Consider the following 15,659-nt stretch of genomic DNA (forward strand, 5'->3'; position numbering starts at 1 on the left):
GGCTTACATGCCGTCTTCAAATTTCACCGTAACAACCCTGTTGCCTTTTTCCGCGACACCATCGGCGGTCGGAACCGGTACGTTGGCCTCGCCGCTGATGCTGATGGCAAGCCTGCTGGGGCTGACGCCATGATCACGCAATGCCTTGACCACCGCATCAACGCGCGATTTGGCAAGGATGTCATTATACATCGGATCACCGGCCCGGTCAGCATAGGCTGTAAGACTGATCATTTTCGGGTCGTATCTTTCATATGCTTCGACAATCCCGTCAATAACCGGCATCGCCTTGTCACCAAGAACGGCACTGTCGAACGCAAAGTAGATTTTCATCGGTTCAGGCATCATCATCGGCGCAGCCGCGGCCATCGGCTTTTGATCAAATTCCGCCTGAACAAGGGCAAGTGCCTGATAGAACGAGGCACGGCAATTATCGATGTCTTCCTGCTGAATGTTTTCTTCAAGTTCCTGCATCCAGCAATCGAAAGCAGCCTGGGCCCGCGCGGCAGCCTCTGGTGCCTTGTCCCGTCCGCCCCCATCAAAGGCCGCCATCAAATCAGCCCGTGCAACACTGATTTCTGCCAGACCTTCCTGGGGCAGGTTGCGATCTGCCAATGGTTGCGGACCGGTATCCTGTCCCATCGCCGCCGCTTTCGCGCGATTGGTGAAGTAACGCGCATCCGCCCAGTCCGCTTCGTCATATTCGGCTTGCGCAAGGTCGGAATACGCCTGATGAAGGGCTGCATCAAATGCCGACCCCGTATCGGTCATCCCGCGAACGCCCGGAATATCCATGTTCGCACAGGCCGCAAGAAAGGCAGCTGCGGAAACAGCAAAAAGCAGTTTAGCTCTCATCGGTCTTCACTCCTTGTCTGGATGACGACAATAATGATCCCAATCCCAATATTTTATTTTCAGAGCGCATAACCAACCGGTTGATCCGGCTTGATGGCAAACGCCCCGCAACCAATGCAATGCATCGATCTTTGTTTGGCGGTGTAAATCGTGTCGATGACCAGATCGGAAGAGTGACCAGACCCCGAAAATAATCTTTCCGGTTCATATTGCCGAACAAGATTCCCCAAGACGACACCGTCCATTGGTGAAATGTTTCCATACCCCAAAATATATGGAAACCAAATTCATGAAAAAAAGCAGGGAGATAGAGAAAACCTCATATCAGTAATATACGGATTGTCCTTGTGCGGTGTGGCAGTACCGTCAATTCGCCGTTAAAAAGAAAAACGGAAGGAGCAGTAACCGCCCCTTCCGCCAAGACATTGATTATAAGGATATTATTGAAATATCCCGTAATTCCGGTTCCGAGTCCCGTTATTCGGACGAACCGCCAAACAGTCCCTTGACCGCATCACCGACGGCACCCGCACCGTCCTTGACCACGCCGCCGGTTCCGGTTGCTGCACCGCCAATCAATCCGGTGACACCTTTGCCAAGGTCACCGACCCCCTGCAAAAGTCCATCGACATTCAGACTGGAAACCGATTTGAACACCGCGGTGTTAAGGGCGGTGATGATTTCCTCGGCGACTTGCGCCGGGGTCGCACCACCTTCTTGCTTGCCAATGTCCTTCAGGTGGATTTCAGGAAGTCCCGAAGACAGTTTTTTACCCTGCAGCATCGCGGCCGACACACTGACATTGCCGTTGCGGATATAGACATTATCAATCACGACCTTGGTGCCCGAACCGTCATCGGCGGCGGTATCTGCCTTGTCGCCACCTGCACCGGTCGGGCCGGAGACACGCTGGACAAAGCTTTCAACATTGCGCTGAATGGTCGCGATGTTTGACGACCCCTGCCCCAATTCGTAGGTCACACTGGGCGCATCCACGATCACCTCGATCACGCGGATGGTATCGCTGGTAAGCGTCGAACCATCCAGTCGAACCGAAATATTGCCCAGCGAAAAGGCATGGTCGGTTTCAAAACCATCCGGGTTCCCGACAACCAGCCCGCCAATGGAGGCCGTGTTCTGGGTGGTTTCAATCTTGACATTATCCACCGTCACATCGGCCAGCGTCACACGGGTTCCAGCCTCTTCGATGGTTGCTTTGACGATATTGTCAAGATTGACATAGACATACACCAGTCCGGCAACGACCAGCAAAATGGTGGCTGCCAACGCGATGAGGATCTTTTTCATTGCCCGTATCCTGTTTTTTGTTTCATCGGGATAAAACTGCTTAAAGAATTGGGGACGTTCGTTTCCTGTTTCAATCAGAAGCTTCGCCCCGGTACGCCACCTGATCAAGTCATTTTAGATGAAAAAACAGCGGGCTGGATAAATCCGGCCCGCTGTTTGATGCTGAAAAAACGGTATTCAGATATTGAACTCGACAACCACCGGTGCATGATCGGATGGTTTTTCCCAATCACGGGCAAGGTCATAGACCGATGCGGTGCGCACCGTTCCGGCCATATTCGGCGTCATCCAGACATGATCCAGACGACGTCCCTTATTGCTGGCCCGCCAGTCGCGTGAACGATAGCTCCACCAGCTGAACAGTTTTTCCGGCTCTTCGACGATTTCACGTACCGAGTCCACGAAATCACCAGATTTGCGGAATGCTTCGAGCTTTTCGACTTCGATCGGTGTGTGGCTGACAACTTTCAAAAGCTGTTTGTGCGACCAGACGTCATTTTCCGACGGGGCAATATTGAAATCCCCGACCAGAATGGCCTTGCGATCCGGGTCGGCAACCCGGCGTTCCGCCCACCATGCGGTCATTTCATCAAGGAAGGAAAGCTTGTGGGCAAACTTTTCATTGATTGTCACGTCCGGTTCGTCGCCCCCGGCCGGGATGTAGAAATTGTGCAGCTCGACCCCGTTTTCAAACGTCACCATGCAATGGCGGCGATCTTCCTTGCCACAAAAATGCTTGATGTCGGTTTTGGCAAACGGCAACCGCGACAGGATCGCGACACCGTTATAGCTTTTCATGCCGTGGTTATGACGATGAATGTAACCGGCGGCTTCAAATGCCTCGTGGGGGAAATGCTCGTCCGGGCATTTCAGTTCCTGAAGACACAACGCATCGGGTTGTTGTTCTTCTAAAAACTTTATGACCTGTTCGATGCGCAATCGAACGGAATTGATATTCCAGCTGACGATTTTCAAAACGGACTCCGTTTCCTGATGGGGTGATTGGGCCCTGACCCTTTAATCCCTGTATCCGACTGGATTGGCTTTATTTCAATGCAACCGACAGTTCGGCGACATCAGCAATGACCACATCCATGCGATCACCCCGAACAACCTGACCGACACCTTCGGGCGTTCCGGTAAACAGCAGATCACCTGCCTTAAGCTCGATCAGGGTCGACAGATGTACCAGCGCGTCAACCATCGGCCAGATCATCTTGGCGGTCGTATCATCCTGCTTGACCGCGCCATTGACCGACAGTTTAAGATTGGTTGCCTGCGGATTGCCTGCGCCTGCCTTGGGGCGAATTGCCGAAATCGCGGCACAATCGTCAAAGGATTTGGCCATATCCCACGGCAGGCGACGGTCCTTAAGGCCGGCCTGCACATCACGGCGGGTCATATCAAGGCCCGCAGCATATCCGAAAATGGCGGCTTCAACCGCCGCACGATCAAGGTTCTTGCCCCCCGCACCAAGGACCACAACAAGCTCCCCCTCGTAATGGAGGTCTTCGGTTCCCGACGGATAGGCAAGATCACCGTTTCCAACCTTCAGGCAGTCGGTCGGCTTCATGAAAATGCAGGGCGGGGTATCGGCCGGGTCGGAGCCCATTTCGCGCACATGGTCGGCATAATTCTTGCCGATGCAGAAGATGCGATTGACCGGGAAAAGCTGATCCGAATTCTGCACCGGAACGGTAACCGGCGTGGCAGCGGGAAAGACGAAACTCATGGTGGCCCCCTGAAGGAAATCCTGATGGAAATATTGTCCTTACTGATACCCAAGCCACCGGCAAATTGAAATGGTCGAGAAATAAAAACAGAACACATCCTGACATTTCGTGACAGGAGCCCGCCAAAAACAAAACGACCCGCCATCTGGCGGGTCGCTGAATGCCGTTTTATACCGTCAAGAAAGCAGATTAAAGCAATCCTTCAATCACACGATCCGGCGGTGTGTGACCATCGACAAAGGTCTTGATATTGATCAGCACCTTTTCGCCCATATCGACACGCCCTTCGATGGTCGCCGATCCCATATGCGGCAACAGAACGGCGTTCTGCAATTCAAGCAGTTTCGGGTTCACTGCCGGTTCATGTTCGAACACATCAAGCCCGGCCCCGGCAATCTCACGATCGGCCAGCATCCGGGTCAATGCCGGTTCATCGACAATCTCGCCACGGGCCGTATTGACCAGAATGGCGTGCGGCTGCATCAGTTTAAGGCGACGGGCCGACAGCAGATGATAGGTTGCCGGTGTATGCGGACAGTTGACCGACACAACATCAACATGGGCCAGCATCTGATCCAGGCTTTCCCACCAGGTCGCATCCAGTTCTGCCTCGGTATCGGGATGAACACGGCGGCGGTTATGATAATGCACCGAAAGACCAAAACCCTTTGCCCGCCGGGCCAAGGCCCGGCCAATGCGCCCCATACCGACAATGCCAAGCCGCTTGCCCCATATGCGATGCCCCAGCATCGATGTCGGTGCCCAGCCCGTCCATTCGCCACTACGAATCATGCGTTCGCCTTCGGCAACACGGCGCGATACTGCAAGGATCAGCGCCATTGTCATGTCGGCCGTATCCTCAGTCAGGACGTCGGGGGTGTTGGTGACGGTGATACCGCGTGACCGTGCGGTTTGCAGATCGACATGGTCAACACCCGTCCCGAAATTGGCAATCAGGCGCAAATTCGGCCCCGCATGGGCAAGAACGGCGGAATCGATTCTGTCCGTCACCGTCGGGACAAGAACATCGGCCTGTTTGACCGCCTCGATCAATTCGGCCTTGGACATCGGGACATCGTCGATGTTCAGGCGCGCATCAAACAGTTCCATCATGCGGGTTTCAATCGCTTCCGGCAGTTTGCGGGTCACGATGACGAGGGGTTTTTTCTTGGTCATCTGCCGTTCCTATGCGGTCTTTTAACTCTTTTGCTGACAAGATGGGTTTCTTGCGCCAAATGCGCTCTTGCCGCAATGCAGTGATGCCACGCCACAGGGTATTAAAGCAAGAATTTTGACGTCATTTTTGTAATTTTATTTCTTAAAGAGCAAGGTTCGCCGGTTCCGAAGTTCTATTCCGGCAGCAGAAGAAAGAGCAGGGAAAACCGTCACAATGCCGCGGATCATCCGTAAATTCCTTCATACTTTTATCGTCATGGCGATCCTTGGCAGCGTTGGCGCGCCGATTGTCGCCAGCGCGCAGGAATCAGGCCTGCCCATCCCGCGCTTTGTTGCATTGCGGTCAGACAAGGTTCACCTGCGTTCCGGTCCCGGCCTGCGATATCCAAAGGTCTGGATCTATCAGCGCCGCAACATGCCGATGGAAGTCATTTCGGAATTTGATACCTGGCGCAAGGTTCGCGACTGGGAAGGCAGCGAAGGATGGGTGCATCAAAGTCTTTTGCTGGGATCACGTCATGTGATTGTCACTGCCGACACCATCACGCTTTATTCCGCCGCCGATGAAAATGCCCGCAAGATTGCTTTGGTTTCCAACTCCGTCATTGGCAAAATCGAAACCTGCCCGCGTTCGGTTGACTGGTGTCAGTTGCAGTTTGGCGATTTCGAAGGATGGGCCCCGCGTCAGGGGTATTGGGGCATTTATGATGGGGAATATATCGAATAGAATCTGATCTACCCCATCAGGATGAAGGCCAGACTTACTCAGGCTTCTATCGATATCCGGGGCGGGTCTGATCGACCAACTCCGCCACCACCTGACGATGCCCCGCCAATACCCGTGCCCCCGCCGTTGCTGTCATAACCGCCAAATGCGTTGGACGGTACCGGATCGGTAGTATTTCTTCCGGTCGTAGGCACAAAGTATTGCACATCATCACGGCCAAACAGGTCCGCGTTCGGATCATAGGCAAACGGATTTTCACGTTCAGTAACCGGTTCGGGTTGTGGTCGCGGTTCTGGCAGACTGATACCGCCGACCGTTACGGTCTGATCCTGCAAACGTGCCGATATTTCGCCAAGATACCCCTGAAATGCTTCTATGATCCCCAGCCGCACCTGATCGGCCCCACTGGGTTCGGCTGCGGCAAGTTGCGCCTGAAGGATATTGTTACCTGCAACCTCGGAAACCCGGCTGCGATCAGCCGCCCCGGCAATGCTTTCGCGGTCTGCCTGTAGGGATATTTCCCGGTTTGAAAGCGCTTCCTGCGCGGCATCAACACGGTCACGCGCATTGGAAACCGCCGCATCATCGGAAATGTCGATGGCGGATAGCCCGGTTGCCAATCCTTCGGTCCCGGATGCATACAGTTCAACATTCAGACGATTGCCTGATGACGTCCCCGATCCGATCTGCAATTCAATTGTCTGATCACTGTCCAGCAGGTTTTTGCCATCATAATTGCTGCTGGTGGCGATTTCGTCGATCTGATCAAGATAATCCTGAATTTGCGCTGTGATGAACCCGCGTTCGACGCGTGACAGTGATGGATTGTTTTCAACGCTGCTGACCAGTGTATCGATTTCGTCCAAAGCCGAGCCGATCCGCGAAAGATCATCGGCGGCAACTTTAAGAAAATCATCCGCACGACCAAGCGATCCCCGCAGGCTCCGGGACGCAGCACTGCTATTGCGAAGGGCATCGTTACTAAGGCTGGTGTTCGGGGAATTGCTGCTTTGGATGCTCTCGACGGACGCAAGCAGCCGGTTCTGCGGCGCGATGGCACGCGCAGTGTCAGTATAGACCGGATAAGGACTACCAACTGCCTGCAATGTCGTTTCCGCACAAACAAGCCGGTTATGCAGCTACATGCCACGCCCCGGTCCGAATCACATTGATCCGAAGCCGGGCAGCCCATCCTGGAAGTCCGGCGGAAAAACCAGACATAAGTATAGTGTATTTGGAACTGAATATTAAGCCAAAACAAACAACTGGTGCGTTCAATCAGGCCGATGTTTTATTTCGATGCAGGATTGCAAACATCTCAAGATGCGATGACCACAGGAACTGATCGACCGGAACAACGCGCGTCAGTTCATAACCACCATTGCGCAACACCCTGATATCCCGGGAAAATGTCGCAGGATTGCACGACACCGCGATCACCCATTCAGGCCCGTCAATCGCAAGGTTTTCACACTGCGCCAATGCACCGGCACGTGGGGGATCAAACAGGACAAGATCAAGTCCGGACAAGTCGACCTTATCAAGGGGACGGCGAAATAGATCGCGTTCGACAACCTTGACCGGACTCGACGATTGTCCGACGGCATATTGCAGGCTGCGCACGGCACGCGGGTCGCTTTCCACCGCCATGACATTGCGGCGATCCCCCCCCAATGCAAGCGCAAAGGTAAAGCTGCCAATCCCGCAAAACAGGTCCGCCACATGGCGGGCCGGGATACGTTGCAACGCCACCTTGATCGCATTGGTCAGGGATGCCTCGCCATTCCGGGTCGCTTGCAGGAAGCCCCCTGGCGGCACGGGCACATTGATGCCTTCGAAGGCAACGGTCGGGGTGCGGCGTGCGGCAACCGGTTCATCATTGGCGTCACCGACCTTCCAGCTTAGCCTTGCCAGATCAAGATTTTCAGCAAATTCGGCCAGATCCTGCCGCATATCGAGCCCCGGTTCGACACCTGCATGTATCACCACATCAAAGCCGTTATCCGCACGGGTCACAAACACTTCCTTGACGGTCTTTGCTGCATCCGGATCACATTTGCCAAGAAAGGCCGCAAAGGCATCACGAAATGCCATCAGGTCCGGATGGAGAACGGCACAGTCGGTAATGTCGATGACCGTATGGCTGAACCGGCCATGGAAACCGACATGCACACCGGTTGCCCCCACATGAACAGCAAAACCGGCCCGGCGACGGCTTGCCGGGGGTGAAATTTCGACATCTCCCACCAGTTCCTCGGCCTCGTCGGGATCAAGTCCGGCGCGCTGGACCGCGGTTAATGCCTTCTGGCGTTTCCAGTTGCGATAGCTGTCATCATCAAGATGCTGAAGCGCACATCCGCCGCAGCTTTCATAATGGCTGCACCGCGGGGCACTGGCAGGCGCACTGCGCGCAATCAGTTCGACCAGTTCCGCACCATATCCATCGCCGCGTTTTTGCCGCAGGGCGACACGCACGTCATCACCGGGCAGGACACAGTCGACATAGGCAATGATGCTGGAACCATCCGGCCCCGTGATGCTTGCAATGCCGTCGCCCCGCGCGCCGATTTCGCGGATTGTCGTTGTCGCCTCGAACCCGATCAACGGATCGCGGCGGGGCGCGGATTTACGACGCCCACCGCGGGCACGGGGATTGCGGTGATGATGTTTCATGAACTCTCTCTTTGATCCGGCTTATGCTGCACCTTGCGGGATGGCGCACCGGCATCGACATACACCAGATATGCAATGACGAACAGACCTGCACAATGCATGGCTGCCCGACGGCCTGTAATCCGGCGATCGAGCTCGCAAGTGACCATACGGTCAGTTGAAATTTAACCTTTATTCACTTTTGCACACGCTCAAACCCTTAAAATCGTGTAAGAATGCCCCCATAAACAGCGTAGTGGATTAAGTTCGGGGCCACAAAGCGCTGGCACACTGTTCTCGACAATTGCGAGAACACCATTGTGACAATGCAATTTGTCTTATCGGGCGCAGGCGCAGAATAAAGTCACGATTAACCATGATCGTGAGACTTGGGGAAGACATGGAAGACGACAACCGGCCAACCGAAGAATCAGCGACCGAGCGCAAAACCGGCATTCGCAAGCAGGCCCTTCTTGCCAGCTTCATGACTGCGGTCCTGCTCGCACTTGCGACTTTTCTGCTCTGGAGCAACGCGCTTCAGAATCGCGATACCATGTTGCTGTCTGCGGCCCGGATCATGTCTTCCGGCATTGCACAGCAGGTCCGGCAAATCGTCGACAACAATCTGCATGTACTCGAAACCTTTGCCGATAACTGGCAGGACGGCGCACCAGCCGAAGAACGCGATTATCTGAGCCTCGCCACCCCTTTGCAGGCCCGTTTCCCGGCCCTTCAGGCCGTCAATTGGGTCACGCCAAACTACATCATCCTGTATGTCGCCCCGATCAAGGGGAATGTCCCGGCGATGGGTGCGGATCTGAAACGCCATCCACTTGCCGGACCGGTGCTTGATATCGCGCTTGATCAGCGCCGCACACAGATCACCCCGACCCTTGAACTGCTGCAGGGCGGACGCGGGTTTGCCGTCTATACACCGGTGCTTAGCCGCGATGGGCAGATCATTGGCGTGATTAACGGCGTTGTTCGTATCCGCACGATGCTGACATCGGTTATCGATGACGAAGGGATCATGGGGTATTCGGTTCGGGTCCGCGAAGGCGATACCGTTCTGTTTGACCTTCAGGGTGAAGGCGACGATCCGGGGCTGGAACAGACCACGGCGGTCGATATTGCCGGTCGCCAATGGCACATCGATGTTACCGCCGACCCCAGCCTTGCCAACCAGACGATGTTCAGCCCGGAAACGGTGCTGTTTATCGGGGCGGCGATCACGATCATCATGACGATGATTGTCTTCGTGCTTGCCAACCGCCAACCGCGATCATCTGGACGCATCATCCATCACATGCGTGCGCCTGATGATATCAGCGATCTGTCGCTTGCCATCACGCGGCTGGATGGTCACCTGAAATCCATGACACCGGAAACGGCTGATTTCTTTGACCTGCGCGAAGAAGATTACGGTTTTATCCGGTTTTACAATCTGGCACCGGAATTCCAGTCCGACGGCACGGCATCACGCCGGGCGCAGGAAAAGATGCTGCTTGCGCTGAGCCGTGGGGACGAAGAACTTCGTCGCGAATGGGTTGTCCGCAGTGCCGAAGGTGTTCATGTGGTCTGCGACCTGTCGATGCGGCCATCTGTCAATCACGATGACTGCGTTGATATCACCCTGCACCACAATCCGGCTGCCAATGCATCGGTCAATCGCCTGCGCTATCTGGCAACGCATGATCCGATGACCGGTCTGCCAAACCGCGCCCTGTTTGATGACCGGCTTAATCAGGCCGTTGCCCATGCCAAACGTTATGAAAAGCTTCTGGCGGTTCTGGTGGTGGATATCGATAATTTCCGTGCCATCAATGACCGGTTCGGATCGGATATCGGCGATGAAACATTGCGCACGGTTTCTGGTCGCTTGCGCGCGACGGTTCGGGAAAAAGACAGCTGTGCGCGTTTTTCGGGCGATATGTTTGCCGTCATTGCAACCGACCTGTCCGAAGCCGAAGGGGCGGCCCTTGTCGCAGAACGAATTGTGGAGTCCATGTCCCAGCCGATCCAGGCAGGTGGCAATGATGAAATCCGCCTGCATGTAAGTGTCGGTGTTGCCCTTTACCCCAATGATGCCAGGGCACCTTCGCAATTGCTGGCCAATGCCGATGCCGCGATGTATCGCGCCCAGAAATCAGCAGAATCGTCCTATTGTTTCTTTGTCGAGACAATGAACAGCGTGATGCATGCCCGCCTGTCGATGGAAACGCAATTGCGTCGGGCGGTCGATGAAAAGCGCTTTGTTCTGGAATTCCAGCCGCGCTATCGCACATCTGACCGGACCCTTACCGGTTTTGAGGCCCTGCTGCGCTGGATCGATGAAAGCGGAAAAAGACGCCTGCCGCCTGACTTCATTGCCGTTGCCGATCGCACCGGCCTGCTGACCCCGCTGGGACGCTGGATCATCGAAACCGCCTGCAAACAAATTGCGCAATGGCGGAACGAGGGTTACATCCCGGTTCCGGTGGCCCTGAACGTCTCAAGCCGCCAGTTTATTCAGGCCGATCTGCTTAAAAGCATTGTCGAGCTTACCAAGGCATATGAAATCGACCCGGCAATGATCGAGATCGAAGTCTCCGAAGAAATTGCCATGCGTGATCCCGAACGCGCACTTGGCCAGTTCTATCGCTTTGCCGAGGCAGGGATTGGTCTGACACTGGATCATTTTGCTGCGGCCAACACATCGCTTCGCTATCTGAAACGCTTCCCGGTGCAGCGGATCAAATTGTCCAAGGCATTGTTTAACATCGCGCTTGATGAACAGCCCGAAAACAGCATCCTGCAACCGGCCATCCGGTTGTGCAAAAGCCTTAACCGCAAAGTGGTTGCTGTCGGCGTCGAAACCGAGGATCAGCTTGCCGTCCTGCAATCCGCCGATTGCGACGAATTGCAGGGCTTCCTGCTGTCGCCGCCGGTCGATGCGATTGAAACGACCGCACTGCTCAGCCATCAGAACCCGGCGGAAAAATCACCGGCACGAAGCTGAATTTCGCGGGCTTTCAGGATGAACCAGAAACAGCAAGGCCGGGCATTTTACCCGGCCTTGCTTTTTTTTTGCATTTGGCGCTGTTACAGCAGGAAGGTCGCGGCCAACCCAAGGAAGGCAAAGAAGCCAACCACATCGGTAATCGTTGTCAGAAACACCGATGAAGACACCGCCGGGTCGATCCCGGCCCGTTCAAGACCAAGCGGGATCAGTGCGCCAAACAATCCGGCAAACAGCAGATTGATGATCATTGCTGCCCCGATCACACCACCAAGCATGACATCATCAAACCAGAACCACGTCACAGCCCCGGTCAGAACGGCAAAGGCAAGCCCGTTCAAACCGCACACGGCGACTTCCTTGCGGATAACACGCCAGGCGTTGGTGCTGGTCAGTTCACGTGTGGCAATCGCACGCACGGCAACGGTCAGGGTCTGGGTCCCGGCATTGCCCCCCATAGAAGCCACAATCGGCATCAGAACCGCCAGCGCAACAAGCTGCTGGATGGTTCCCTCAAATACGCCAATGACCATCGATGCCGCAATGGCGGTAAAAAGATTGACCAGCAACCATGTAAATCGGGATCGGGTCGTATCAAAAATCGCACTTGAAAGGTCGTCTTCCTCGCCAACACCGGCAAGGCGCATCATGTCTTCTTCATATTCTTCATCGATGACGTCAACCACGTCATCGACCGTGATCACACCGACCAGTCGGCCGCTATCGTCGACAACCGGTGCCGAAATAAGGTCGCGCTGACGGAACAGGTGGGCGACGTTTTCCTGTTCCTCGGTCACGACAACCGTGCGCATGTTTTCGGTATCCATCACATCGCGGATAAGCACCGGACGATTGGTACGGATTGCACGTGAAAGCGGAACGATCCCCACCGGGCTGTATCGTGGATCAACCACGATGATGTCATAAAAATCATCCGGAAGGTTTTTCGCCGAGCGCAGGAAATCGATGGTCTGCCCGACCGACCAGTAATCCGGAATCGCCACCAGCTCGCGCTGCATGATACGACCGGCGGTATATTCCGGATAGGATAGTGCTTCTTCAACGCGGGCGCGCTCGATATCGGAAAGGGCACCCAGAAGTTCTTTCTGGTCCTCTTCTTCCAGATATTCGACAACCTCGACCACGTCATCCGAATCGAGTTCGGAAATCGCTTCGGCCACCGCCTCGGTACCAAGCAGCGAAATGACCTCTTCGCGCAGCTCGTCATCAAGTTCGGTCAGAAGTTCCGGATCAAAATCCGGGCGGATCAGATCGACCAGCTTGACGCGCTGGCTGCTGCTCGCCCAACCCAGAAGGTCGGCAATATCGGCAAAATGAAGTTCGGAAATCAGTTCTTCGGCGCGCGATACATCATCGTCGCCCAGTGCATCAAGAATCTCGCGCGCATATTCAGGAGTAAGATCGACATACTCGTCACCAGACGACGTATTTTCTGCCGGACGTTCCAGTTCTTCGACCTGATCCGTCATCTGCCCCTCCCCTGATTGTGTTGCGCGCTAAGTCCGTTCCTGCACTTCAATTAAAAATGCCGTGCCGGACCAGTTGTCCGGCACGGCTGTTTCTGCGCTATCGCTCAGGCCCGGTCAAGGGCCGCGCGATAGCAATGTGCGGTTTAATTGTGTTCCTGACTGCGATTGATGGCATCAACCACCGCAATCGCACTCATATTAACAATCCCACGTACCGTGATCGACGGGCTGACCACGTGGGCCGGTTTGGCCGCACCGACCAGAATCGGGCCAACCGGCAAACCATCGCCCAGCATCTTGACCATGTTGTAGGAAATGTTCGCCGCATCAAGGGTCGGCATCACCAGCAGGTTTGCCGAGCCTTTCAGCATCGAATTCGGGAAAATGCGTGACCGGATTTCTTCGGAAATCGCGGCATCGGCATGCATTTCACCCTCAACCTCAAGGTCCGGTGCCAGGGTACGGATCAGCTGCAACGCATCGCGCATCTTGCAGGCCGATTTGTTTTCGTGGCTGCCAAAGTTCGAATGCGAAATCAGGGCGGCCTTCGGCGTAATCCCGAAACGCTTGACCACGTCGGCCGCCATGATCGCGGTTTCCGCAACATGTTCGGGCGTCGGATCAACCGACACATAGGTATCGGTCAGGAAGAAGGTCCCCTGCTTCATGATCATCATATTGACGGTCGAGAAGTCGGTAACCCCTTTCTGCACGCCGACAAGGTTCCGCACATAGCGCAGATGACGCAGGAAACCGCCCTGGCACCCGCACAGCATCGCATCCACCTCGCCGCGGCGAAGCATCAGGGCGGCAATCACGGTCGGACGGGTCCGCACGATGGAACGCGCATATTCCGGGTTGATACCACGGCGGCCCATGATGTTGTGGAAATCCTGCCAATCCTGTTCGAAATGCGGATTGTCTTCCGGATCATGGATTTCAACCTGTTCGTCCGGGATCAGGCGCAAACCAAGTTCGGCAATGCGTTCAAGGATCACATCACGACGACCGATCAGAACCGGATGACACACACCATCATCAACCAGAACCTGACAGGCCTGCAGAACACGGCGCGATTCGCCTTCGGGATAGACAACGCGTTTTTTCTGCGAACGCGCCATATCAAACACCGGCTTCATCACCAGACCGGACCGGAAGACAAAGCCTTCAAGCTGCTGACGATACGCATCGAAATCCGTGATCGGACGTTTGGCAACGCCACTATCCATCGCGGCTTTTGCCACGCGCGGCGGGATTTCAAGCATCAGGCGCGGATCAAACGGTTTGGGAATAAGATATTCCGGCCCAAAACGCAGCTCCTGACCGCCATAGGCAGCCGCCACAATGTCGGAAACCTCGGCAGTTGCCAGATCGGCAATGGCCTCGACCGCGGCGATTTTCATTTCCTCGTTGATCTCGGTCGCGGCAACGTCAAGCGCACCACGGAACAGGAACGGGAAACAAAGAACGTTGTTAACCTGGTTCGGATAATCCGTCCGTCCGGTCGCCATAACCGCATCCGGGCGGATTTCCTTGACCAGTTCAGGTGAAACTTCCGGGGTCGGGTTGGCCAGCGCCATGATGATCGGGCGTTCGCCCATTTTGCGCAGCTCTTCCTCGCCCATGATGTTCGGCGCCGAAAGACCAAGGAACACATCCGCCCCCTCGATCACATCGCTCAGGGTCCGTGCATTGGTGTCGATGGCATATTCCGCTTTCCACGGATCCATCTCTTCCTTGCGCCCCTTGTAAACCACACCGAACCGGTCGGTTACGGTGATGTTTTCGCGCGGCAGCCCCATGGAAACCAGAAGGTTAAGGCACGCAAGTGCGGCTGCCCCGGCCCCCGATGCAACAAGACGGACCTTGCTGATATCCTTGCCAACAACCCGAAGGCCGTTGCGCACGGCTGCGGCAACGCAAATCGCCGTACCATGCTGGTCATCGTGGAAAATCGGAATGTTGCAGCGTTCGCGTAATGCCTTCTCGATAATGAAGCATTCCGGCGCCTTAATGTCTTCTAGGTTAACACCGCCAAATGTCGGCTCAAGGGCTGCAACAATATCGATGAATTTCTGAGGGTCGGTTTCGTTCACCTCAAGATCGAAGACATCGATATTGGCGAACTTTTTGAACAGAACCGCCTTGCCTTCCATCACCGGCTTGGACGCCAGCGGACCAATCGGGCCAAGGCCCAGAACCGCCGTGCCGTTGGAAATCACACCAACCAGATTGCCGCGCGCGGTATATTCGGCTGCGGTTTCAGGGTCTTTGACGATTTCCTCGCAGGCGAACGCGACACCGGGCGAATAGGCCAGCGCAAGGTCACGCTGGTTTGCCAGCGTCGTGGTTGCCGTAACGGACAGCTTCCCCGGGGTGGGATACCGGTGATAGTCCAAAGCTGCTTCGCGCAGCTTGTCATTTCTGTTTGCCATAAGAATACCTTTTAATTTCAGGTATTTACATAAATTAACCGTTAAACGGTTAAATCCTGATAATTCACTCTAGCGGGACAGGCAGACTAAATGAGTTTGGCCCGCGATTGAAGCACTCAGTGTAACTATCTGTCCGTGGGCTGCATTGCGTAATTCTCAATCCCTATTTTTCACAATGATTTCGACTCGACGTCGAAAGCCCAATTGCATCCCATACACGCCCTCTAGTTGCACAAAAAGACGATTTTTCTCTCCCATTCACGGAATTCCTATGAAATAGTTAGG

The 15,659-nt window shown here is 55.0% G+C and carries 11 protein-coding genes; 2 read left to right on the top strand and 9 right to left on the bottom strand.

What is annotated here, in order from left to right; translation table 11 throughout:
• Positions 1 to 3 precede the first annotated feature (3 nt).
• The 5 genes from TH468_RS03035 to TH468_RS03060 all read right to left on the bottom strand — a co-directional run bounded on the left by TH468_RS03035 (position 4) and on the right by TH468_RS03060 (position 5,072).
• Positions 4 to 855, bottom strand: coding sequence for an OmpA family protein (locus TH468_RS03035; protein WP_085642135.1), 852 nt, complete (start codon positions 853 to 855; stop codon positions 4 to 6).
• Positions 856 to 1,332: 477 nt separating this feature from the next.
• Positions 1,333 to 2,163 carry a hypothetical protein gene (locus TH468_RS03045; RefSeq protein ID WP_085642453.1) on the bottom strand — a complete coding sequence of 277 codons (831 nt, stop codon included), beginning with the start codon at positions 2,161 to 2,163 and terminating at the stop codon, positions 1,333 to 1,335.
• Positions 2,164 to 2,340: 177 nt separating this feature from the next.
• Positions 2,341 to 3,138 (bottom strand): exodeoxyribonuclease III, encoded by a 798-nt coding sequence (xth, locus tag TH468_RS03050; RefSeq protein WP_085642137.1) that lies wholly within the window; start codon positions 3,136 to 3,138, stop codon positions 2,341 to 2,343.
• Positions 3,139 to 3,208: 70 nt separating this feature from the next.
• Positions 3,209 to 3,895, bottom strand: a complete 687-nt coding sequence (locus TH468_RS03055; protein WP_085642138.1) for a fumarylacetoacetate hydrolase family protein — start codon at positions 3,893 to 3,895, stop codon at positions 3,209 to 3,211.
• Positions 3,896 to 4,085: 190 nt separating this feature from the next.
• Positions 4,086 to 5,072 carry a D-glycerate dehydrogenase gene (locus tag TH468_RS03060; RefSeq protein ID WP_007088911.1) on the bottom strand — a complete coding sequence of 329 codons (987 nt, stop codon included), beginning with the start codon at positions 5,070 to 5,072 and terminating at the stop codon, positions 4,086 to 4,088.
• Between the two features lie 214 nt (positions 5,073 to 5,286).
• On the opposite strand from TH468_RS03060, the gene TH468_RS03065 reads away from it, so the two are divergent.
• Complete coding sequence (locus tag TH468_RS03065; protein WP_085642139.1) at positions 5,287 to 5,799, top strand: SH3 domain-containing protein; 513 nt, start codon at positions 5,287 to 5,289, stop codon at positions 5,797 to 5,799.
• Positions 5,800 to 5,837: 38 nt separating this feature from the next.
• Here the strand turns inward: TH468_RS03065 and TH468_RS03070 are convergent, their stop codons facing one another.
• Together TH468_RS03070 and TH468_RS03075 are read right to left on the bottom strand one after the other, a co-directional pair.
• Positions 5,838 to 6,905, bottom strand: a complete 1,068-nt coding sequence (locus TH468_RS03070) for a flagellin (protein WP_085642140.1) — start codon at positions 6,903 to 6,905, stop codon at positions 5,838 to 5,840.
• 172 nt (positions 6,906 to 7,077) lie between these two features.
• Positions 7,078 to 8,472 (bottom strand): class I SAM-dependent RNA methyltransferase, encoded by a 1,395-nt coding sequence (locus tag TH468_RS03075; RefSeq protein ID WP_085642141.1) that lies wholly within the window; start codon positions 8,470 to 8,472, stop codon positions 7,078 to 7,080.
• A gap of 355 nt (positions 8,473 to 8,827) precedes the next feature.
• Between TH468_RS03075 and TH468_RS03080 the strand changes: the two genes are divergently transcribed.
• Positions 8,828 to 11,449, top strand: coding sequence for an EAL domain-containing protein (locus TH468_RS03080; protein ID WP_246832197.1), 2,622 nt, complete (start codon positions 8,828 to 8,830; stop codon positions 11,447 to 11,449).
• An 83-nt stretch (positions 11,450 to 11,532) separates the two neighbouring features.
• Here the strand turns inward: TH468_RS03080 and mgtE are convergent, their stop codons facing one another.
• Both mgtE and TH468_RS03090 read right to left on the bottom strand, forming a co-directional pair.
• Entirely contained in the window at positions 11,533 to 12,939 is a 1,407-nt protein-coding gene (gene mgtE / locus TH468_RS03085; RefSeq protein ID WP_085642143.1) for a magnesium transporter, read from the bottom strand.
• Between the two features lie 143 nt (positions 12,940 to 13,082).
• Positions 13,083 to 15,374, bottom strand: a complete 2,292-nt coding sequence (locus TH468_RS03090) for an NADP-dependent malic enzyme (protein WP_071239587.1) — start codon at positions 15,372 to 15,374, stop codon at positions 13,083 to 13,085.
• Positions 15,375 to 15,659: the final 285 nt, after the last annotated feature.

The organism is Thalassospira sp. MCCC 1A03138 (assembly GCF_002115785.1).
In the GTDB taxonomy this organism is placed as follows: domain Bacteria; phylum Pseudomonadota; class Alphaproteobacteria; order Rhodospirillales; family Thalassospiraceae; genus Thalassospira.